This window comes from Mucilaginibacter sp. P2_A5 (assembly GCF_056404995.1).
In genome coordinates, this window is the sequence record NZ_JBFUCY010000005.1 from 146547 (window position 1) to 169664 (window position 23118).

Genomic DNA, 23118 nt, shown 5'->3' on the forward strand with positions numbered 1-23118 from the left:
GATTACCAATTTTAAAAAGATATTTTATGAAACCAATTAATAAAATTGTATTTTTTTTGCTACTCGGAGCAGCAATTGCCGGGTGTAAAAAGGCATTCTTGAACCGCCCATCCAACTCGAAAATCAGCTCTACTAATTTTTACAAAACCGCCAATGATTTAAGGTTGGCTACTGCCAGTTTGTATGGAGGTGCGCCTTGGGGGCAATGGCATTATAATGCGCTGTTGCAATTGGGCGATATATTGAGCGGAACCGGTCACGTAGGCTATAACGATGATATGGGGCAGCTTTTTAGTCGTACAATTACGGCGAATAATGGCATTTTAAATTCGGGTTGGACAGGTTTGTATAATGTGATCGGTCAATGCAATAATGTTATTAATGCCATACAGAACACAGCGTCGGCATCTATCCCGCAGGCAACCAGGAATGCTGCTATTGCCGAAGCTAAGTTTATACGTGCGGTAGCTTATTATCACCTTGCTGTTTATTGGGGCGCTGTGCCAATTGTTGAGGACAATTCCAAATTGATTGAAAACCCTATGCTTTATCGTAATACTGTTGCTGATGTATTTAAATTTGTCACCATCGATTTAACTTATGCCGCACGAAACCTTCCTTTAAAAGATGACAAAGGCAGGCTAACCACCTGGTCGGCGCAAGGAATGCTGGCCAAAGCGTATTTAACAATGGCAGGTGTGGGCAGCAAACAGGAAGGGCAGCGCAACACGGCATTGCTGGACAGTGCAAAAAAATATGCAGGCAATGTGTGTAAAAACAGCGGATTAACGCTTCTTGGGCAGGATGACGCGAACCACCTGGGTTATTATAATCTTTTCAGGTCGCAATACAACGATAACCCCGAAGCATTGTTTGCATTTCAGTGGTCGCCAGATCAAACGAGTTGGGAAACTGGTAACATGTATTTAACCTTTTCACCAAGCAATTCTATAAATCCTCAAAAAAACGGTGCCTGGTTTGGCTTGGCCCCAACCTGGGATTTGTATAAGATGTACTCAGCTGATGATACAATAAGGCGCAAAGCCACTATTATGCTCAACGGAGATTATTACCCCGAATTGAATGCTGCAGGTGGTGGTTTTAAATCAACAGGCGTTGGTTTAAAAAAACACATTATTGGCAACGAAGTGGATAACAACGCGCCAACAATGACTTATACGTCATCAGTTGAGCATGACGCAGTGCTCAGGTTGGCTGATGTATATTTAGTATATGCCGAAGCTATTTTAGGTAACAATGGTATTACTACAGATATGGATGCCTTAAGCTATTTTAATAAGGTGCGGACAAGGGCTGGCGTTGCCCCTCTGACTAAGTTGGACGGTCCTACAATACTTAAAGAGAGAAGAGTTGAACTTGCTTTTGAAGGGCAATATTGGATAGACCTTGTCAGATATTCTTTTTACAGTCCGATGGCAGCAGTGAAGTTGCTTAACGATCAGGATGCCACTCACAGCCGTCAAACGTTTAGTTATGATCCTGCAACGCGTAAGGCAACAAGGGATACTACTGCTGCTCCATCTGCGGTTGCGGCATCCATCAGTTCATTTACATTGCAAATTCCGGCATCCGAATTATCCTCCGATCCGAAATTGGCGGCTCCACCGGTACCATATTATTAATTGAAACATTTTAAATAAATTGTTATGAAAAAGAAATCATACCTAAGCTTGTTTTTTTTGCCGCTTTTATTCATGATAGTGGCCTTATTACCAGCTTGTAAAAAGAATGCTGACGGCAGTAGTGCCCCTCCGGTTATCGCGGCTATTAAAAGTTATGTGGCGTCGCCTAATGATACGGTTTTGCATAGCGCTGTAGCAAAGGGCCAATGGGTAGTAATAACCGGGCAGAATTTGCAAAATGCAACTCAAATTTATTTTGACGGGGTTCCTGCCTCTTTTAACATTGCTTTATTTGCCCCCGGCAGTGCTGTTGTGCAAATCCCTGCCATACAGTTTTCAACAATTGATACTGCCAAACTGTATACGGTAAAGTATGTTACAACGGCAGGTTCAACAGTGTTCTCTTTTAAATTAGGCCCGCCGGCACCTACAGTTACGGCCATATCTAACGTATTTGCCGCCCCGGGCGATTCTGTTTTCCTTTATGGTACAAATTTAGTACTGGTTCAACGCTTTTTGTATGGCGGAACTCCAATTTCGTCGTTTAAATCAAACCTCGACGGAACTTCCCTTGGTTTTCTGATGCCGGCAACAACACCCACCGATCAGTTATTGGTGGTCGCCAAGGCTGGTACTGTTAATATGAAAATAGTAGCAACGCCAACCATTACCAGCATTTCAAATGAAAATGCCCGGCAGGGTGATTCGGTGTTTGTTTATGGTACATATCTTAAAAATATCCAATCACTATCGTTTGCAGGTACCCCGATTACCTCCTTTAAAGAAACAAGTGATGGAAGTTCTGTTCGTTTTGTTTTGCCTGTGCTAAGCAAAAGCGGACCGGTATCTGTAACTACAAAGTTTGGTACAGCTGCTACCGTGTACAATGTAAACGATATAGCAACAGGTGCAATATCAAATTGGGAGTGGAGTGGTGCCTTTAACTGGCAATGGTGGGGCGGAGCCAACCTCACCAGTGGCGATCCGAGTTCCGGATGGCCTCCATACAACCCAGACTTTCCTGGTAATTCAAGCTTGTTCATGGTGCTGAAAAACGGCGTTATGACTAAGGGCGAAGGGAATACGTACTCTAATTATGCAATACTCATGAACGGGGCGCAATGGGTGCCGGCATCTCATCTTAATGACGCGGTTAGCGATTGGGCGTTTAAATTTGATGTAAATATCTCAAAACCATGGAATGGCGGTACAATTGATATTCTAAGCGGCGTAAATAGCAGCCCTATAGCCAGATGGGAACCATGGCAAAAAAATGAGACGACAACCGCAGCGTACGCAACAAAAGGTTGGATAACGGTGACTATTCCGTTCTCATCGTTCCGTAAAGCAGATGCTACGCTTGGCGAGGGCAAAGGGGAATCAATATCCAAACTTGCCGATTTGGTAGGTACATCAGGAAATACTTCGTGTACAGTATATATACATAATTATAGTACTTCGGCCACTGCAACGGGTTTTTATGGTGCTTTTGATAACTTAAGAGTTGTTAAAATTAAATAAACAGTTTAAGCTCTACGGCTGCATACTGACGTGGAGCTTAAACTAATTAAAAGATGAATTTTAATAAAAAACGAATATGAAGATAATGAAAATAGAGACGGCGTATAAGATACTTGGAGTGTTTTTTGCGATTTTGGTTGTGGTTTCTTGTAAAAAATCAGCAACACCGTCCGCACAGCTAACGCTTTCCAATTTAACAGATGCTATACCGGATGGTGGTGGAACTATAGACTTAAAATTTACCACCAATGCCGCCTGGAGTGTTGATACTACCGGTTTAGGATGGCTGCATTTAGACAAGACATCGGGCAATAGCGGTGATGCATCCATTAAATTTACGGCAGCAGCAAATTCATCTGGCAGTACCCGGTCAACGGTGTTAAATTTAACTTCGGTTAATGGTCAAAGAAGGCGAATTACCATAATGCAAAATGCCCAAATCTACCCTTCATATAATATATCGCCAAAAGCACCCGATGCAGCCGGCATGGGCAGCACTGCCACGCAATTGGCCGCAAAAATGACAATGGGATGGAACATTTATAACACTTTGGATGCGCCCGGATGGGAAACCGGATGGGGAAACCCTAAAGTTACCCAGCAGCTGATTGACCTGGTAAAATCAACTGGTATGAATGCCATAAGGATTCCTTGCACCTGGAGTAACCACATAATAAATAACCAAACTGAGGAAATAGACCCACTCTGGCTCGCCCGCGTAAAAGAAGTTGTTCAATATTGCATTAACGACAATATGTATGTGATACTTAATACCCACCACGAGGGTTATATCGACTGCACAGTTACAGGTACTAAACAGGATACTGTTAATGCCAAGCATAAGGCAATTTGGCAGCAAATAGCCACGGCGATGCGGGATTTTGATGAGCATTTGATATTTGCCAGTGCCAATGAACCCAATGCAAGTGATATACCCACAACCGTTACCTTAATGCGTTATCACCAATCATTTATTGATGCAGTGCGTGGTACCGGTGGTAAAAACGCTTATCGTTCGATAGTTATTCAGTCGCCTTCTACGTCACTTGATTTGCTTGCTTCTTACCTTGATCCGGCCAATGCGTATAAAACACCGACACTACCTACCGACCCTACGCCTCATAAAATGATGGTAGAGTTTCACTTTTATAGCCCGCCGCAATTTTGCATATTAGGTGGCTACGGTAGTACCACACCTATGGACGCAAGCTGGGGAAAAGAATTATATTTCTGGGGAAAAGACTTTCATACAAAAAACCCACTCTTCCTGGATCGCAACTGCGTAGCCTCAACAGAAGAAGCTTATATGGATAACGCATTTAAAGACGTTAAAACAAAATTTGTCGATAAGGGTATCCCGGTAGTTATGGGCGAATTTGACATACAATATCACGCTGAGAGATTAACCGGATACCCGGCTGATTCGATATTGGCATTAAGATCGGGTTGGCATTACTATGCTTATATCACAAAGCAAGCCAAAGCACATGGTGTGCAGCCGTTTTTATGGGCCAGCGGTATATTTCAGCGGCCAAATACCGGTGTGCCCGCATATATAGGAGACCGGCAGGCATTAGATTCGCTAAAAAAAGGCGCAGGGTTTTAAGCAAAGCAACAAGTAATATAAAACCTTTCGTTAAAGTTCACCTATTGTGGGTGGTAAAAAAGATCATCTGAACAGTATTCTGTTCAGATGAATTTTTTAGGTAAAGATTAGGGGTAAATGAAAATAAACTATAGGCGAAACAACAGTAAACACGTTCGCTTATATTTAACAACACATAACGATGCTGTGGATTATTGGCTAACTTATATTACAAAACAAGCGAAAGCCAACGGGATGCTGCCATTTTTCTGGGATACGGGTGGTGCTCTGGACAGGCAAAATTATTCAGTAAAAGATCAACGGACAATTGTCGCCCTTAACAAGGGTGTTAACTAATATATACACAAAAAACCGCAAATTGCATTCGAATAATTGCAGAGTCAATATCGCCTGCATTTATAACAAATGATATTATTGATAATGCTGAATGAAATTTATGGTGAAACAACTTATAACAGCTTCTATAGAAAAGCCCAGGACCTTTTTGATGAGAAAATTATTAACAACAATTGTATTGGGGATCTTAATCCCTTCGGCTGCGTTAAAAGCACAGGAAGCCAGCCGTTTTTTCCCGGAAAAAGATTTGGTAACAACCGGTATCTATTATTACCCCGAACATTGGAGTGAAGCCCAATGGGAAAGGGATATAAAAAAGATATCAGACATGGGTTTTGAGTTTGTTCACCTGGCCGAATTTGCCTGGTTTAAAATGGAACCCGAGGAAGGACGGTTTGATTTTACCTGGCTCGACAGGGTAGTGACCCTTTGCACAAAGTATCATCTCAAGGTTTTGTTGTGCACGCCTTCTGCAACAACTCCAACATGGATGCGGATAAACTATCCGGAGACGTTTGTTATGGATGGCCACTATATCCGTGCGGAGAATGGTACGCGTGGATTAGAGTCAATGGTCAATCCGAAATTCCGTGGCTTTGTAAAAAAAATAGTAGCGGAAATGGCTATACGATACGGGCAGAACAAAAACGTGATCGGGTGGCAAATAGATAATGAACCGGGTGCTGTGTCTGACTATAGTCCCTCATCACAGGAAGCATTCAGAGCGTGGCTGAAAAATAAATACAAAACCATTGACGCATTAAATACTGCCTGGGGTGCCGCATTCTGGAGCCAGTGGTTTAATAGTTTTGACCAGGTTATCATCCCTAATACTAACCTTGTAGGTTGGTGGGGTAATAATCCCCATGCCTTACTGGATTTTAAAAGGTATTCGGCAGATGCGCAGGCTGAGTTCCTTGATTTTCAGGCAGAAGTTTTACGCGGTAACGTTTCAAAGGCGCAATTTATTACCACCAACTATACTGCCGTTTGCACCGGTTCAGATCCTAACCGTACTACGAAACTGGATTTCGCAACATACACGGCATATCCAAACGGGGGATCTGACAACATTGGCGAATCAGGTTTCCGTTTAGGCAACAGCGATGTCGTTCTTTTTGCTTCAGAATATTACAAATCTGTGGGTGGTGTCTCGGGGGTTTTGGAAATTCAGCCGGGCCCCGTCAACTGGGGGAGCTACAATCCGCTGCTTTTACCGGGTACTGTTAGGTTATGGCTGTACCACAGTTTTGCGGCTGGAGGCAAGGTCGCCTGTTCGTACCGCTTTCGTCAAATTTTATATGGCGCCGAACAATATCATGGCGCTGTAATACAAACGGATGGCGTAACACCTTCGCAGGGCGGTAAAGACTATATGCAGTTTATGAAAGAAATAACAGAACTGAGGAAGCAATTTACGCCAGGCGCGAAGATGCCCGCAAAGCTGGCCGCACGGTCAACAGCGCTGCTGTGGAATGTGGAAAATTACTGGAGCATTGACAGACAAAGACAGACAGGACAATGGAATACATGGGATTACCCGGTAAAATTCCTTAAAACTGCAAGGTCATTGGGAGCGCCGGTTGATGTCATTAAGGAAACTGCAGATTTGTCTAAGTATAAATGTGTAATCGTTCCCGCTTATGAAATGATTGATTCTGCATTGGTAAAAAAATGGAATGACTATGTAGCCAAAGGCGGTCACCTGGTTATTACCTGCCGTACGGGTACCAAAGATCACAGGGGCCATTTTTGGGAATGGGAGACCGCCCTGCCCATTTCAAACCTGATTGGTGCCCATGTAAGCCAAACCGATATGCTTTCATCATATGGTAAAGGCGATATTCTGATGAATTCAAATCATTATCCATGGCATAGCTGGGCCGATTTGCTTGTGCCGGATGATACTTCCGGTGTGCTGGCCACATATAATAACCAGTTCTATAAAGGAAAAGCTGCCGTAGTAAAACACCGGATTGGCAAAGGCTACGTAACCTATATCGGCGTAGATACCGATGATTCTAAATTAGAAAAAGATTTGTTGAGGCAGATTTATAAAGATGCCGGTGCTACAACGGAGGATTATCCTCCCGGTGTATTTGTTTATTGGCGCGATGGCTTTTATACAGCATTAAATTACTCATCAGAAAACTACACGGTAAATCTGCCGGAAAAAGCAAAGGTTTTAATTGGGGATAAAACACTAAAACCATCGGGCGTGCTCGTGTGGACAGAATAATTTTAATAAGAATTAACAAAACAGATGAAAAAAATAATTTGGGTATTGGTGGTTTCGCAATTCGCTTTTTTGGCAAATGTAAAAGGGCAAAGAGCGATTAATGTAGATTTAAACAAGACATCGGGTAAGCTTAATGCCATGTTTAACGCCTGCGTAGGCGCAGGTCGGGCAAATGAAGGGCTACGTGCCGACTGGCAGCAACAACTGGAATACGTAAGAAAACAATGTGGTTTTCGATATATCCGCATGCATGGCTTACTCACCGATGATATGGCCGTGTATACCGAAGACTCAAAAGGGAAACCTCAGTATAATTATATGTATGTAGATGCGCTGTTTGATTTTCTGCATAAAATTGGGATGAAGCCTTTTGTAGAACTGGGTTTTATGCCTAATGCCCTGGCAAGCGGAAGCCAGACAATTTTTTGGTGGCGTGGCAATGTTACCCCTCCAAAAGATTATAACAAATGGCAGGCGCTCATAACCAACCTTGTTCAGCATTTTACAGAACGGTATGGTGCCGAGGAAGTAAAGTCGTGGTATTTTGAAGTATGGAATGAGCCTAACTTATCTCCCGGATTCTGGACGGGGACGCAAGACGATTATTTTAAATTGTACGATTATTCTGCAAGGGCGGTTAAAAGCGTAAACCCCGAATATAAAGTAGGCGGCCCAGGCACTGCAGGCGCGGCCTGGGTTCCCGAAATGATAAGCCATTGCAGCAAGAATAATATTCCAATCGATTTTGTAAGTACCCATTCTTATGGGGTAAACCAAGGCTTTCTGGATGAGTATGGCAATTCGGGCACGGTATTAAGTAAAGATTCGCTGGCCGTAAGTGGCGACGTGCTGAATTCCCGTAAACAAATTGCTCAATCAGAAAAACCCGGCCTGGAACTGCATTATACGGAATGGAGTTCATCCTACACACCGGCTGATCCTGTTCACGATAGTTATCATGAAGCCGCTTATATACTGGAAAAATTAAAACAGGTTGGCAATGCTGCCAACTCCATGTCGTACTGGGTTTTTACCGATGTGTTTGAAGAACCAGGCCCACGGTTCACACCTTTCCATGGAGGTTTTGGTTTACTCAACATTCAAGGCATAAACAAACCGGCTTTTTATTCTTATAAATTCATGAATAAACTTGGAGGAACTGAGTTAGCCAATACCGATACACGTTCATGGGTTTGCAAAAATGATAAAGGGGATATCCAGGCATTATTATGGGATTATACCTATACTTTGCCGGATTCTGTCAATAATCAATCTTATTACATCAAGAATTTGCCCGCCAAACCAAAAGGGAAAGTGAAAATAAATCTATCGCATGTACCTGCCGGAAAATATACGATGGAAGTTTATAAAGTAGGTTATAGGGTGAACGATGCATACACAGGCTATGTTGATATGGGCAGGCCCGGACAGTTAAACAAGCAGCAGGTTGAAAAGTTAAAACAAGAAAATGGCTCTCCTGTAACAAAACAGGAAATCGTAATAAAACCCAATACAGTATACTCTCGCGAATTTGATATCCGGGAAAATGATGTCATCCTGGTAAACCTGATTAAACGCTAACCGATGAAGATATTGAAACCAAAAATAGCTGTAAGGACATGCTTTGCGCTTTTTTTTATACTGCTGGCAGCAGGAGCGGCAAATGCACAGCAAAGTCTTAATAATAGCAAGCAGGAAGAAAAAATCCGTTCCCTCATCAGCCAGATGACTTTGCAGGAAAAAGTGGGCCTGTTACATGCCAATTCCAAGTTTTATGTATCCGGGATAAAGAGGTTAGGTATCCCCGAACTGGCGCTGAGTGATGGGCCGCATGGCGTACGCGCCGAAATTAACAGGAACGACTGGGCTTATTCGGGCTGGACAACTGATTCGGCAACCTGCTTTCCTCCGGGAACAGCCCTTGCGGCAACCTGGAACCCTCAACTGGCCTTAAAACAGGGACTTGTATTAGGCGAGGAAGCCCGGTTCCGGAAAAAAGATGTGCTGCTTGGGCCTGGCATCAACATTATCCGTTCGCCACTTGGGGGCCGAAACTTCGAATACATGAGTGAAGACCCTTTTCTTATTTCGAGGATGGCCGTTGCTTACATCAAAGCACTGCAGTCAAAAGACGTTGCGGTGAGTGTAAAACACTGGGTAGCCAACAATCAGGAAACGCATCGCGACTCTGTCGATGTACAAGTAAGCGAAAGGGCTTTTCGTGAAATTTATTTACCCGGTTTTAAAGCGGCTGTCACTGAGGGCGGAGCTTACACCGTTATGGCTGCCTATAATAAATTCAGGGGTGACTGGTGTTCGGAAAACGAATATCTCAACAGGCAAATCCTGCGGAAAGAATTTGGATTTAAAGGCGTGTTGATGACCGACTGGGCCGCGGCACATAGCACGGTAAAGGCCGCGTTAAGTGGGCTCGACCTGGAAATGGGCACCGATATAAAAGATTACAACGAATGGTATTTTGCTAATCCGTTAATAAAAGCCGTAGAAGAAGGAACAGTACCGGTATCGGTAGTTGATGAAAAAGTTGCTAATGTGCTGCGTGTAATGTTCAAAACCAGGATGTTTGACGAAGGTAACCGCGAAAAGGGAAAAATGAATACACCGGAGCATCAAAAGGCGGCTTACAATTCTGCTGCCGAAGCCGCGGTATTACTTCAAAACAAAGGCAATATTCTTCCTTTCAATTTTAAAAAAATACAATCGATTGCGGTTATTGGTGATAATGCTACCCGGAAACATTGCGGGGCGGGGCTTAGCTCAGAAATAAAAGCATTATATGAAATAACCCCTTTACAGGCAATCAAGCAAAAGTTCGGCGCCAGCATAAAAATAAACTTTGCGCAGGGGTACGAAAAACAATCTACTTTCAAAGAAGGCAGCAACAGGGGCCAGGAAAATTCGAATAATGTTGACTGGAAATTGATTGAAGAGGCTGTAAAAGTTGCCCGGGAATCAGATGTGGTTATCATTTTCGGAGGCTTAAACCATGATTTTGATACCGAATCTTTCGACAAACAAAATATGGATTTGCCTTATGGACAGGAAGTTTTAATGCAGGAAGTGGCAAAAGTCAATCCTAACACAGCCGTGGTAATAATAGCGGGTTCGCCTGTAAAATTAGCGGGCGTTGTTAATCGGGTACCTGCTATTTTATGGTCGTGGTATGGTGGCATGGAGGCTGGCAATGCGGTGGCAGATATACTAAGTGGCAAGGTGAATCCATCCGGTAAATTACCTTTTACATTACCTGTAACGCTTGATCAGTCGCCGGCCCATGCTTTGGGTAATTTTCCCGGAAAAGATTTGAAGGTAAATTACGAGGAGGATATTTTGGTGGGATACCGCTGGTTTGATAGTAAGAAAATCCAGCCCCAGTTTCCTTTTGGATACGGGCTTTCATACACAGGTTTCGTACTCAGCAGTTTTTCGACGGACAAGAAGATCTATGAAGAGAATGATATCATCTACGCAAAATTCACAATCAAAAATACAGGCAGCCGTTACGGTGCCGAGGTTGTGCAATTGTATGTAAGCGACCCTGTTAGTTCGGTTTTGCGTCCTGAAAAGGAATTGAAGGCTTTCGAAAAAGTTTTTCTGCAACCTGGCGAAACTAAAACAGTTGAACTGGATGTAAAAGTCGGTGATTTGGCTTTTTATGACGAAACAAAAAAAGCATGGAAAGTTGAAGCCGGCGAATTTGTTCTTCAAATAGGTAATTCATCACGTAATCTTTTAAAAACAGTAAAAATATCCGTTAAATAAGCGTCAATCTGGATACTGTCATAGTCAGAAACAACTTTCAATTAATAAACAAATGTCGGTTTTGTATAAAATAAAGTCCCTTTAAATTAAACATTAGGGCATTCTTTAAGCTAAATTTGACTCACCAATTATCAATTCCTTATAATGAATTAAGTGGGGAACCAAACATTGACTGCTGCTTCTTCCTGTCTGGATTTGCTGAGCCCTGCTAAACAAATAACAAAGGAATTTATTCTGCAGTTAGGTAATTCATCACGTAATATTTCAAAACAATAAAAATATCAGTTAAATAAATGAAAATGCAAATCAAACAGCTGTTGATAGTTTCAACGCTATTGCTGGCTGTCTTGTCGGTTAAAGCTCAAACTTTATATGTCGGCACCAATTATCATCCACATGATGATAAAGACCAGGAAAAAATAAAAAAAGATATCGCGTTGATGAAGGCCGCCGGATTCAGGGCGGTTAGGATGGGGCACCTGGCCTGGGACAGTTATGAACCTTCTGAAGGTAAGTTTGATTTTAAATGGTTTGATTTTGTGATGGATATGATGAATAAAGCAGGGATTAAGGTGATCCTTGATATCGCTATTCGTCCGGCGCCAGTTTGGTTGCACCACAAGTATCCCTCAATTGATGTTACCAGCCCGGGGGGTAATGCGCAATACCCCAATCATCGCTACATGGATGATGTAGGGGATCCGATGTATCAGAAATACGCCGTACGCTATGCGGATACACTTACAAAACATTACGCTAAACACCCGGCCCTGTTAGCTTTTGGTGTTGATAACGAACCTGGTGATGGCCCTATTTCATACTCAGAAACTGTGAGGAAAAGGTTTGTTGTTTGGTTAACCAAAAAGTATGCTACCATTGATAATTTTAACAAAGCATGGGCTACACAACGTTGGTCAAGAAGGATTAACGAATTTGACGAAGTTGGGCTACCCGTGGCCGGCGAGAAAAATGGCGCCCCGGAGAAAATATTAGATTTCAGGCGTTTTATTTCAGATGAAGTTAACCAGATTTTATTCAAGGTACTCGACAAGGTTAATGCCAATGCCCCTGGTGTACTTACCAACACCAATGCCTGGTACTTTAGCTGGATGAGATATTTTGACTATTCGGAAATTGCCTATTCAGGGAAAATGGCCCGCGAGGGTTGCGGCTACTATCCCGGAAACTCATTAACCACCAATTGGGGTGTTATGAACGCCAACTTTGTAATTTCCCGTAACCAGTTTGAAAGTACAAACCCTTTCTGGTGCAGTGAGTTTACAACAATGACGGCGGTTCCTAATTCGATCAGAAAATCGGCCTATGCTACACTAATGTACGGCAATCAAATGGTTTGCGGATGGACCTGGCAAAGTATGTGGTCGGGCGAAGAGCAATATCTGGAAGGGATGCTTGATTGGGACGGAGTTCCCAATCGTAAATATGAGGAATACAAAAAGATAGCCACCGAGTTTAAAAAGATCGAAAAATACTTTCCCTACAAGCTCAGCCCGGAAGTTGGTTTAGCATTCTCCTTTCCAAGTCAGATAGCCAGCAGTTCGTTTCCCGAGGTGCAGGACCAACAGTTACAGAGCTGCTGGAATTTGTTCCATTACCGCAATATGGATTCCCGCATTTTGGAGATCAGCAAGAGCTCATTAAAGTATAAATTACTTTTTGTGCCGGGCGTAACTGTAATGGATGAAATAACTGCCAATAAAATCAGAAATTTTGTAAAAAATGGCGGCACTGTTGTGATGACAAGTAATTCTGCCGTGGTTGACGAAACCGGGAAAGTATTTGCATCCACCCATCCGGGGCGTTTAAGCGATGTGTTCGGAATACGGGTAGCCGGTTATGAAGAAACAGAGCAGATGAACGAAATATCCCGCACATCGTTGAGAGGCAAAAAAATTGAACTGAATTACAATGGGAAAACTATTGGCGCTGAATCAACCCGATTTGACGTTATGGAATCTAAGGGAGCCGAAATTCTTGGAAGTATAACCAGCCTGGATAAAGATTATCCGATTATTACTTCTAACAAGTACGGCAAAGGCAGGGCAATTTATGTCGGCTTGCCTGCAAGTGGCGAGGTATTAGGTCCGTTGCTTGATAAACTAATAGATGAACTGGGTATTAAAAAGGGGTCACAGGTTCCCGCAGGCGTTATGGCAAGGCAGATTGATAAAAACCATTTTTTATACCTGAACGTGACGGGAGAACCAAAAGAAATACCAATGAATGGGAAATCGCAGAGTATTCTTTTTGACAAAAGTTATACCGGCAATTTTACTATTGCACCGTACGAGCCGGAGTTTATAGAAATAAAATAGATTTTGTTCCTGGTATATTGAATAACCAAAAATGATAATTGAATATATCCTGCAATCGATTGAGTATATAAAATATTGGGTTAAAAAGGTGTGACTGGGCAATGTCACCATATGGGGTAATTCTTAAACAGCACTAAATGCAAAAAGTAAAGGACTTAATAATAACAGCGGTTTTATTTGCTGCGTTTTTATGGCCGGTTGGCAGCAACGCGCAAACAAATATATATGTTTCCGTCAGCGGAAATGATAATAATCCGGGTACTAAAAGCAAACCGTTAGCCTCTATAAGTAGTGCGTTGAGAGTGGCGAGGAAAGTTTCCGGCGCCGTTTTCATCAGGCTTTACGGAGGTACATATTATTTGAGCGATCCTGTTGTGTTCAGTTCTGCTGACTCCAGAAAGGATAACGAATCGCTGGTGTTGACGACTGTTGGCCATCAGAAGGTTATCATAAGCGGCGGCGCTAAATTAGACGGCTTGAATTGGACAGCATACAAAAATGGTATCTGGCAGGCTAAGATTGGTCATGACTTTGTTTTTGATGAACTGTTGGTGAACGGAAAATTACAGCACATGGCCCGTTACCCGAACTATGACCCTTCGGCGCAGATTCTCAGTGGCACAGCAGCAGATGCCATTAGCAAAGAACGTGCTGAAAGATGGAAGTCGCCCGCCGGCGGGTATGTACATGCATTGCATAGTGCAAGGTGGGGCGATTTTCATTATATCATTACGGGGAAAGACACCAGCGGCCAACCTATACTGGAAGGGGGCTGGCAAAATAACCGGCGTTCGGGCATGCATGAAAAATATCGTTATACTGAGAATGTTTTTGAAGAGCTTGATACCGTCAACGAATGGTATTATAACAAAAAGACTAAAATCTTATATTATTTCCCTGCTAAAGGCCTTGATTTAAAGACTGCAAGGTTTGAAGAACCGCAGATTGCCCATTTATTTGAATTCAGGGGGACGGAAGAAAAGCCGGTTAAAAATATTACGATCTCCGGACTGACGTTGACGGAAACAGCACGCACTTTTATGCAAAACAAGGAGCCGTTGCTGCGCAGTGACTGGACGATTTACCGGGGCGGGGCAGTATTATTCGAAGGTGCCATACATTGCCGCCTCGAAAATAGCCTTCTGCATAATCTGGGTGGCAACGCTGTTTTTTTTAATAAGTACAACCGCGGCTGTCAAGTGTCCGGGTGCCAGATTTCCGAAATCGGTGCAAGCGGCATTTGTTTTGTTGGCGATCCGGGTGCGGTACGTTCGCCCAGCTTTGAATATAACGAGTACATACCACCGACAGAAATAGACCGTACACCCGGGCCTAAAACAAACAACTATCCAAAAGACTGTAAAGTTTATGATAACCTGATGTTTAACCTCGGTTACGTAGAAAAACAATCAACCGGGGTGGAGCTATCTATGTGCCAGGATATCACGGTAAGCCACAATACCATTTACGATGTGCCCCGCGCCGGTATAAACGTAAGTGAAGGAACCTGGGGAGGGCATATCATTGAATATAACGACGTGTTCAATACCGTAAAAGAAACCGGAGACCATGGTTCATTTAATTCCTGGGGCCGCGACCGTTACTGGCAGGCCGATAAGAAAAAACTTGATTCAATTGTTGCCGAAAATCCCGGCATAGCACTCCTTGATGTTGTAAAGCCGATTGTGCTTCGTAATAACAGGTTCCGCTGCGACCACGGTTGGGATATTGACCTGGATGACGGATCCAGCAACTACCTTATCTACAATAACCTGTGTTTAAACGGAGGTATCAAGCTAAGGGAGGGCGTAAACCGCGTTGTTGAAAACAATATCATGGTTAATAATACTTTTCACCCCCATGTATGGTTTAAGAACAGCGGCGACGTGTTTCGCCATAATATTGTTGGAACAGGATACTTGCCTATCGGGATTTCGGCATGGGGAAAAGAGGTTGATTACAACGCTTTTCCTGATTCTGCTTCACTGGCTGAAGCGGGCTTGCGCGGAACGGATAGTCATTCGGTGCGCGGGCCTATAACCTTTGAAAATCCGCGGGAAGGAGATTTTCGCGTGAAAGAAGGTGCTGCTGCGTTGTCCGTCGGTTTCAAAAACTTCGCAATGGATAGTTTCGGTGTGGTTTCCGTGCGGCTGAAGGCCATTGCCAAAAAGCCAATCTTCCCGGCAATTGTAGTAACCGGTAATTTAAGCAAAGATGATGCAATAGATTTCATGGGTGCCAGGGTCAAAAACCTGGGCACAGCTGGCGAGCAATCTGCAACAGGCATGGATCAGATCAGAGGTGTGTTGGTGCTCTCAGTTGCCCATGGATCGGCTGCATCGGCATTTCTTCAGGCCAATGATGTGATATTGACTTTTAATCGCAGGCAGGTTAACAACCTTATAGATCTGCTGGAAGCCCGGGGCACGGTTACCGGGAAAAATACCGAAATAATGATCTTTCGCAACCAACACCAGTTGAAGCAAAAGATTGAAGTAAACATGTAATAAATACGAATTTATGAATAGAAATTTTTTCCTGGGAATCGTTTTTTCTTTATGCTCAACAGTATTTTGCAGTGCTCAAAATAGCGCGCCTACACCATTTGGCCCGGTCCCAACCAGTAACCAACTGCGTGTGCAACAAATGGAATCCTATGCATTTGTGCATTTTTCATTGAATACCTACACTGATCAATCCTGGGGATTTGGTAACGAAGATGTGAATTTGTTTAATCCAAAGGATCTGGACTGCCACCAATGGGCGCGGGCCTGCAAAGAAGCGGGTATGAAAGGAATCATCATTACCGCAAAGCATCACTGCGGTTTTTGCCTTTGGCCATCAAAATATACGGCGTATTCAGTTAAAAATTCGCCATGGAAAAATGGCAAAGGAGATGTGGTACGTGAAATGGCCGCCGCCTGTAAAGAATATGGTTTGAAACTGGGCATTTATTTATCGCCCTGGGACAGAAACAGTCCGGATTATGGTAAGCCGGAATACATTACCTATTTCAGGAATCAGCTTACTGAACTACTGACTAACTATGGGCCCATTTTCGAAGTGTGGTTTGATGGTGCTAATGGCGGGTCGGGCTATTACGGTGGTGCCAATGAAACCCGTACTATTGACCGGACGACCTACTATGACTGGAAGAATACTTATGCGCTTATTCATAAACTACAGCCAAATTGCGTAATCTGGAACGATGGCGGCGACAGGGGCGATCTTCGTTGGGTTGGAACGGAGTCCGGTTATGTAGGTGAAACCAATTGGAGCCTGCTTAATGCTACAGGCGAAGTAACCTGGGATATGTTACATCATGGTTTAGAAAACGGTAACGCATGGGTTCCCGCCGAAGTAAATACTTCTATCAGGCCGGAGTGGTTTTATCATCCCGGTGAAGATACTAAGGTAAAAACGTTACCCCAACTGATGGAGACTTATTATCACTCCATTGGCCGTAATGCTACTTTCCTGCTTAACTTCCCTATCATGCCCAATGGTTTGATCAATGAACGAGACGAAAAAGTAGCTTCGGAATTTGGCAAAGCAGTTAAGGAAGTCTTCGCAGTAGATCTGGCTAAAATAAAGAAAACAACTACTTCCAATGTTCGTGGCAACAATAAAGCTTTTGGCGCGGATAAGGCTGTTGATAATAATGAAGACACTTATTGGGCAACAGACGATCATGTAAAAACAGCATCGCTGACTATCGATTTGGGCAGGCCGACTACATTCAATCGTTTCCTGGTGCAGGAGTACATCAGGTTGGGACAGAGGGTGAAAGCATTCAAAGTTGAAGCCTTTGTTGGCGGTAACTGGAAAGAAGTAGCCAACGCAACAACCATTGGGTACAAACGTATTCTTACTTTCCCGAGTGTGAAGGCAACAAAGGTTCGGCTAAATATTACGGATTCAAAAAGTTGTATTCTTATTTCCAATATTGGCGTTTATGATGCGCCGCAGATTTTGACTGCACCTGCTATAATCAGGGACCAATCCGGTAAAATCATTATAACCCCGGCAGACAAGGAATCGGTAGTTTATTACACATTGGATGGAAATGTACCCACTACGGGTTCAAAAAAATATACCGGGCCATTTCAAACAGATGGGAAATTGGATGTAAAGGCAATTGCTGGTGATGCTACAACGGGCAAAAGCAGCCCTGAAGTTGAGGAGAAATTTGACCTGCCCCGCACGGATTGGAAAATTTTAGGAGTAAGCGACGAAAAGGCTAACGCAATTTTAGATGGAGATCCGTCTACCGTATGGCACCAGGATAAAGAGAAAAAAATACCCGTTGATTTGGTGATCGACCTGGGAAAAGAAGAAACCCTGTCTGGTTTCAGGTATTTGCCCGATCCTGGTTTATGGGGGCCCGGTATAATTACAACCTATCAATTTTACGTATCAGGCGACAACAAAGAATGGAAACTGGTTGATGAAGGAGAGTTTCCCAATATCAAAAACAACCCGCTGATGCAAATTAAAAACTTTGCGGCTGTAAAAGCGCGCTATATTAAATTGAAGGCTTTGAAAAATACAGAAGGCAACGATAATACAGGATATGCCGAAGTGGATGTGATTACAAGCCAGCCCTAATGTTATTATCCGGCATTTGAGGAGCCGGTTATCCATTTAAATGATGAATAGACATAATCAAATTAATAATCAATTATTTAATATGCTACTGCGGGGAATAGCTTTCTTGTTTGCAGCTTTATTAGCTTTAAATGTAACAGCACAGGACAAGTCAAATGCCGGATCGGAAAGGACAAGGGATAATTTTGACTTCAACTGGCAGTTCCACAAAGGCGATATCGCTATCAAGCGGGCGGTTAAAGCTGCCGGTTACGGCGGTTTAACAGATATCAATGTCAAAGTTGAAACAAATAAAGAAGCCATTGTTGCTTATACCGATGTTGATAAAGCAGCTACGTTCAAACCCGAAGATTGGAAGGGAATAAATCTTCCGCACGATTGGTGTGTGGAAGGGACATTTGTTAACGATAAATCAATCGGGAGCTCGCCGGCTGTCAGCGGATATCTTCCGGGCGGGATAGCTTTTTACAGAAAAGAGTTTGAAATACCGGAAACTGACAAAGGAAAAAAAGTATCCATCGAATTTGACGGCATTTTCAGGAACAGTACCGTTTGGGTCAATGGCCAGCTCATGGGCAACCATCAAAGCGGCTATACGCCTTCAAACTATGATTTGACGGATGTATTGCGCTACGGCAACGAAGGCAAAAATGTTATTCTTGTAAAGGTTGACGCTACCGAATATGAAGGGTGGTGGTACGAGGGGTGTGGAATTTACCGGCATGTTTGGCTCAATAAAACCGATAAGCTCCATGTCGACCGGTTTGGTACCTATGTTACTACAACTTTAGTTTCACCCGCTGAAGCCGCTGTAAACGTAAAAACCAATATCAAAAACGAATATGGCGTAGCTAAAAACATTACGCTCGTCTCTAAGATTGTCGATAATAAAGGAGCGGTGCTTGACGCCAAAACTTCGTCGCAGGTAATTGAGCCGTTTAGCACAGCTGAGCTTTCACAAAAAGGAGTTATTCAAAAGCCCTTGCTTTGGTCGCCCGAAACACCAAATCTTTATAAAGTACTTACTGAAGTTTCCGAAAACGGGATTGTCATCGACAATTACGAAACCACTTTTGGGGTAAGGACAATCGAAATAAACCGAAATGGGGTGTTTCTGAACGGGAAGCTTTACCCGGTGAAGGGCACTTGCAACCACCAGGATTTTGCCGGGATTGGTGTGGCACTTCCGGATAAAATAAACGAATACAAATTAAAGTTGCTCAAAGAAATGGGCAGCAATGCTTATCGTTGTTCCCATCATCCGCCCACGCCGGAACTGCTTGATATGTGCGACAGGATGGGATTACTTGTATTGGACGAAAATCGCATGTTGTCCAGCTCTGAAGAAGGGATAGCGGATTTGAAATCCATGTTGTACAGGGATCGTAACCACCCGTCGATATTTATGTGGAGTATGGAAAATGAAGAGTGGATACAAGGTACGGTAACCGGGGCCAGGATACTACGAACACTGGTTGATATTACTCATAAAATAGACCCAACGCGTCCTGTCACCGCCGCTATGAATCATGGACGGAACGAAGGCGGGTATGCCGATGTGCTGGATGTTGTGGGATATAACTATGGAGACAAGGGGCTGGCGTATGTGAAAGATCATGAAAAATATCCCAACCGTGTTGAGTTTTGTACAGAGTCCACAAGTTTCATTTCAACCCGTGGCGAGTATCAGAACGATTGGGGAAAAGGTTATGTCTCCAACCTCGGGTTGTGGCAACCAAACTGGGGGCCGCTGCCTGGTGAAGACTGGGCAGACATTGTTAAATATCCCTATCTGGGAGGATTGTTTGTATGGACAGGTTTTGACTACCGTGGTGAGCCTACACCATACCAATGGCCATGCGTTACATCTCATTTCGGATTTATGGATATATGCGGCTTCCCCAAAGATGGGTACTACGCGTACAAAGCAGCCTGGACAAACGAACCGGTTGTTCATATTTTTCCCCATTGGAACTGGCCCGGCAAAGATGGAGACAGCATACAAGTGCATTGTTACACCAATTGCGACGAAGTGGAGTTATTGCTCAATGGCAAAAGCATAGGCAGGCAAAAAACAACTCCTTATACCAAACTGATATGGAACCTTATATATAAACCCGGTAAACTTGAAGCCAGGGGTTATAAAGGCGGAAACTTGGTAACAAGGGACATTGTTGAAACAACAACTGCTCCGGCACAACTAACCTTGAAGAGCGATTGCAGCTTACTTAAAGCTGACGGTACCGACGTGGCCGTTATTCAGGTGGCGCTAAAAGACGCCAAAGGAAGGGTAGTCCCTACCTCGGCAAACCTTGTAAAGTTTTCAATTGAAGGCCCGGGAAGAATCATTGGCACAGGCAACGGTAACCCCAGCAGTCATGAACCGGATAAAGCCAGCCAGCGGATGGCATTCAACGGATATTGCCAGGTGCTGGTGCAATCAAATAAACAGGCCGGGGAAATCCGGTTAAAAGCCTCTTCCGAAACCCTTAAAGGAGCTGAAGTTGTTATTAAAGTCCAATAAGGTTAAAATATTATTTCTTCAAAAAGTACAGATCACTATGAAACTGCATAAAACTTACAGCACCACATATCATGTTAAAGCAATAGTTACTGCCTTGCTGTTTTTGGCAGGCAACATCGCGTGCCAGGCTCAAAATTCCAATAAAACCGGGCGAAAACAACTATTTGATTATAACTGGAAATTTTTTCAAGGCGATACTGCATCGGCAAAATCGAAGGATTTTAACGATATGAGTTGGCGGAGCCTTGATTTGCCGCACGATTGGAGTATCGAAGGCAAAATAAGCCCTAAAAACCCGACCGGAGGAGCGGGGGGATATTTCCCGGCAGGTATTGGTTGGTACAGGAAAACCTTCAAAGCGCCGGGTGAATGGAAAGGCAAAAAAGTCTCCATTTATTTTGAAGGGGTTTATATGAATTCTGAAGTGTTTATTAATGGAAAATCGCTCGGTATTTACCCATATGGCTATTCGTCCTTTAGTTATGACCTTTCGCCTAATTTGGATTTTAATAAAGAAAATGTAATAGCGGTGCGGGTAGACAATTCGCAGCAAGTGAACAGCAGGTGGTACAGTGGCTCCGGCATTTATCGCCACGTTTGGATGAATGTTACCGATGCGGTCCACATAGCAGAGTGGGGAGTTGCAATTACAACCCCTGATGTCTCTCCCAAAAAAGCAACCGTTCAAATTAAAACATTGGTAAAAAACGAAAGTAATTTGCCTCAAAGTATTGTTCTGAGCACCTGGTTAACGGATGCAAATTCTAAAAATGCAGGAAATAATCAAATAAAGGTTGAACTGGCTGCCAATAGTGAGAAAGAAGTTACCCAAACGATCACTGTAGCAACTCCCATGCAATGGACGCCTGAAACACCACGTTTATACAACGCTCAAATAAGTATCATACGGATTAAGAAATTAGTTGACGAGACAGAAACAAGTTTTGGCATACGTTCCATAAAGTTCACGCCTGACAATGGATTTCAGCTTAATGGCAAAACAGTAAAGCTCAATGGAGGGTGCGTGCACCATGATAATGGTTGCCTGGGCGCTGCCGCTTTTGACCGTGCAGAGGAGCGTAAAGTAGAGTTGCTCAAAGAAGCAGGCTTTAACGCTGTAAGAACTTCCCATAATCCCCCTTCTGAGGCTTTTTTAAACGCTTGCGACAGGTTAGGCCTGTTGGTTGTTGATGAATCGTTTGACTGCTGGAAAACAGGCAAAAACAAACAGGACTATGCACAATATTTCGCCCAGTGGTGGAAACGCGACTTAGATGCTATGGTTTTGCGGGATCGTAATCACCCTTCAATTGTAATGTGGAGCATTGGTAACGAAATAGTGGAGAGGGGCAGCCCCGACGCAGTAAAAACAGCCAAAATGCTTGCAGATGCTATAAAAGAGATAGATCCTATCCGCCCCGTTACATCCGCTATTGTGGATAATGGTAAGGACTGGGCAACGCTTGATTCCCTTATGGCTGCACATGATATAGGTGGTTATAATTATCATTTATGGAGCGCGTCTGCTGATCATAAGCGGGTGCCTTCACGAATGATCGTTCAAACAGAGTCATACCCCAAGGATGCTTTTGCAAACTGGAAGTTGGTTAAAAACAACAATTATGTTCTCGGGGATTTTGTTTGGACAGCGATGGATTATCTTGGGGAATCGGGGATAGGTCGCTGGTATTATTCGGGCGATGTACCTGGCGAACATTGGGAACATGATTTTTTCCCGTGGCATGGCGCCTATTGTGGCGATATTGATTTGATCGGGTGGAGAAAGCCGATTTCGCACTATCGTAGCCTGTTATACAATAATACCGAAAAGCTCTACATGGCTGTTCGTGAGCCCGAACCTGATCCCCTGGAGATTAAAACAACATGGTGGTCTGTATGGCCCACCTGGGAAAGCTGGACCTGGCCGGAGTATTTGGGAAAGGCCATTAAGGTAGAAGTTTATTCAAAGTATCCTAAGGTACGTCTTTACCTTAACGACAAACTTATTGGCGAAAAGCCAACGACTGGCGAACAGGAACATAAAGCTGAATTTACTGTGCCCTATTCGCCCGGCCGGCTTAAAGCAATTGGTGTGGATAACGATAAGGAGATTGAATCAACCATCTTGCAAACCTCCGGAGATGCTGCCAAAATCAAACTAACTGCTGATAGAAAAGAGATAATAGCTAATGGACAAGACTTGTCGTACGTTACCATAGAGATAGCCGACAAGGATGGTGTACTTGAGCCAAATGCTGCGAACCGATTGCTTTTCAAAATTGAAGGCCCCGGATCAATTGCCGGAGTAGCCAACGCAGATATGAAAGATACGGACCCATACGTTGGAAATACGCACAAAGCCTGGCACGGACGCGCGTTGGTTATTGTCAGAAGCACTCATGGTGTGGGCGATATTAAATTAACGGTCAGTTCAGCTGGTTTATCTGGGGCTACTTTAAACATTAAAGCATTTTCCGGGAAAAGCAACTAAAACAAAGCGTAGGGTTCTTTGGCGGTCAAAA

12 protein-coding genes are annotated in these 23118 nt (G+C 43.5%); all 12 read left to right on the plus strand.

The genetic code is table 11. The annotated features are described in order from the left end of the window. The first annotated feature begins 26 nt into the window (after positions 1-26). Entirely contained in the window at positions 27-1643 is a 1617-nt protein-coding gene (locus AC1DXF_RS06080) for a RagB/SusD family nutrient uptake outer membrane protein (protein WP_477447157.1), read from the plus strand. A 24-nt stretch (positions 1644-1667) separates the two neighbouring features. Continuing rightward, complete coding sequence (locus AC1DXF_RS06085; RefSeq protein WP_477447159.1) at positions 1668-3164, plus strand: glycan-binding surface protein; 1497 nt, start codon at positions 1668-1670, stop codon at positions 3162-3164. A gap of 76 nt (positions 3165-3240) precedes the next feature. Next, a complete protein-coding gene (locus AC1DXF_RS06090; RefSeq protein ID WP_477447161.1) occupies positions 3241-4770 on the plus strand; it encodes a cellulase family glycosylhydrolase in 1530 nt (509 codons plus the stop codon). 117 nt (positions 4771-4887) lie between these two features. Then, a complete protein-coding gene (locus tag AC1DXF_RS06095) occupies positions 4888-5106 on the plus strand; it encodes a hypothetical protein (protein WP_477447163.1) in 219 nt (72 codons plus the stop codon). A gap of 151 nt (positions 5107-5257) precedes the next feature. Next, complete coding sequence (locus AC1DXF_RS06100; protein ID WP_477447165.1) at positions 5258-7345, plus strand: beta-galactosidase; 2088 nt, start codon at positions 5258-5260, stop codon at positions 7343-7345. A gap of 24 nt (positions 7346-7369) precedes the next feature. Continuing rightward, the gene (locus tag AC1DXF_RS06105; RefSeq protein ID WP_477447167.1) at positions 7370-8926 is read left to right on the plus strand and encodes a GH39 family glycosyl hydrolase; all 1557 of its coding nucleotides are present in this window, start codon (positions 7370-7372) and stop codon (positions 8924-8926) included. A 3-nt stretch (positions 8927-8929) separates the two neighbouring features. After that, positions 8930-11128: a glycoside hydrolase family 3 C-terminal domain-containing protein gene (locus tag AC1DXF_RS06110; protein WP_477447169.1), complete on the plus strand. Its 2199-nt coding sequence runs from the start codon at positions 8930-8932 to the stop codon at positions 11126-11128. A 293-nt stretch (positions 11129-11421) separates the two neighbouring features. Then, positions 11422-13464: a beta-galactosidase gene (locus AC1DXF_RS06115; RefSeq protein ID WP_477447171.1), complete on the plus strand. Its 2043-nt coding sequence runs from the start codon at positions 11422-11424 to the stop codon at positions 13462-13464. Positions 13465-13601: 137 nt separating this feature from the next. Beyond that, positions 13602-15971: a right-handed parallel beta-helix repeat-containing protein gene (locus tag AC1DXF_RS06120; protein WP_477447173.1), complete on the plus strand. Its 2370-nt coding sequence runs from the start codon at positions 13602-13604 to the stop codon at positions 15969-15971. Positions 15972-15984: 13 nt separating this feature from the next. Continuing rightward, positions 15985-18072, plus strand: a complete 2088-nt coding sequence (locus tag AC1DXF_RS06125; protein WP_477447175.1) for a discoidin domain-containing protein — start codon at positions 15985-15987, stop codon at positions 18070-18072. Between the two features lie 82 nt (positions 18073-18154). Then, positions 18155-20596, plus strand: coding sequence for a beta-galactosidase GalA (gene galA / locus AC1DXF_RS06130; protein ID WP_477447177.1), 2442 nt, complete (start codon positions 18155-18157; stop codon positions 20594-20596). Between the two features lie 37 nt (positions 20597-20633). After that, the gene (locus AC1DXF_RS06135; RefSeq protein ID WP_477447179.1) at positions 20634-23087 is read left to right on the plus strand and encodes a glycoside hydrolase family 2 TIM barrel-domain containing protein; all 2454 of its coding nucleotides are present in this window, start codon (positions 20634-20636) and stop codon (positions 23085-23087) included. The last annotated feature ends 31 nt before the right edge of the window (positions 23088-23118 follow it).

What these genes read in the sequence shown, in the direction of transcription:
- AC1DXF_RS06080 (WP_477447157.1), top strand. Translation starts at nt 27, where the DNA reads ATGAAACCAATTAATAAAATTGTATTTTTTTTGCTACTCGGAGCAGCA.
- AC1DXF_RS06085 (WP_477447159.1), top strand. Translation starts at nt 1,668, where the DNA reads ATGAAAAAGAAATCATACCTAAGCTTGTTTTTTTTGCCGCTTTTATTC.
- AC1DXF_RS06090 (WP_477447161.1), top strand. Translation starts at nt 3,241, where the DNA reads ATGAAGATAATGAAAATAGAGACGGCGTATAAGATACTTGGAGTGTTT.
- AC1DXF_RS06095 (WP_477447163.1), top strand. Translation starts at nt 4,888, where the DNA reads ATGAAAATAAACTATAGGCGAAACAACAGTAAACACGTTCGCTTATAT.
- AC1DXF_RS06100 (WP_477447165.1), top strand. Translation starts at nt 5,258, where the DNA reads ATGAGAAAATTATTAACAACAATTGTATTGGGGATCTTAATCCCTTCG.
- AC1DXF_RS06105 (WP_477447167.1), top strand. Translation starts at nt 7,370, where the DNA reads ATGAAAAAAATAATTTGGGTATTGGTGGTTTCGCAATTCGCTTTTTTG.
- AC1DXF_RS06110 (WP_477447169.1), top strand. Translation starts at nt 8,930, where the DNA reads ATGAAGATATTGAAACCAAAAATAGCTGTAAGGACATGCTTTGCGCTT.
- AC1DXF_RS06115 (WP_477447171.1), top strand. Translation starts at nt 11,422, where the DNA reads ATGAAAATGCAAATCAAACAGCTGTTGATAGTTTCAACGCTATTGCTG.
- AC1DXF_RS06120 (WP_477447173.1), top strand. Translation starts at nt 13,602, where the DNA reads ATGCAAAAAGTAAAGGACTTAATAATAACAGCGGTTTTATTTGCTGCG.
- AC1DXF_RS06125 (WP_477447175.1), top strand. Translation starts at nt 15,985, where the DNA reads ATGAATAGAAATTTTTTCCTGGGAATCGTTTTTTCTTTATGCTCAACA.
- galA (WP_477447177.1), top strand. Translation starts at nt 18,155, where the DNA reads ATGCTACTGCGGGGAATAGCTTTCTTGTTTGCAGCTTTATTAGCTTTA.
- AC1DXF_RS06135 (WP_477447179.1), top strand. Translation starts at nt 20,634, where the DNA reads ATGAAACTGCATAAAACTTACAGCACCACATATCATGTTAAAGCAATA.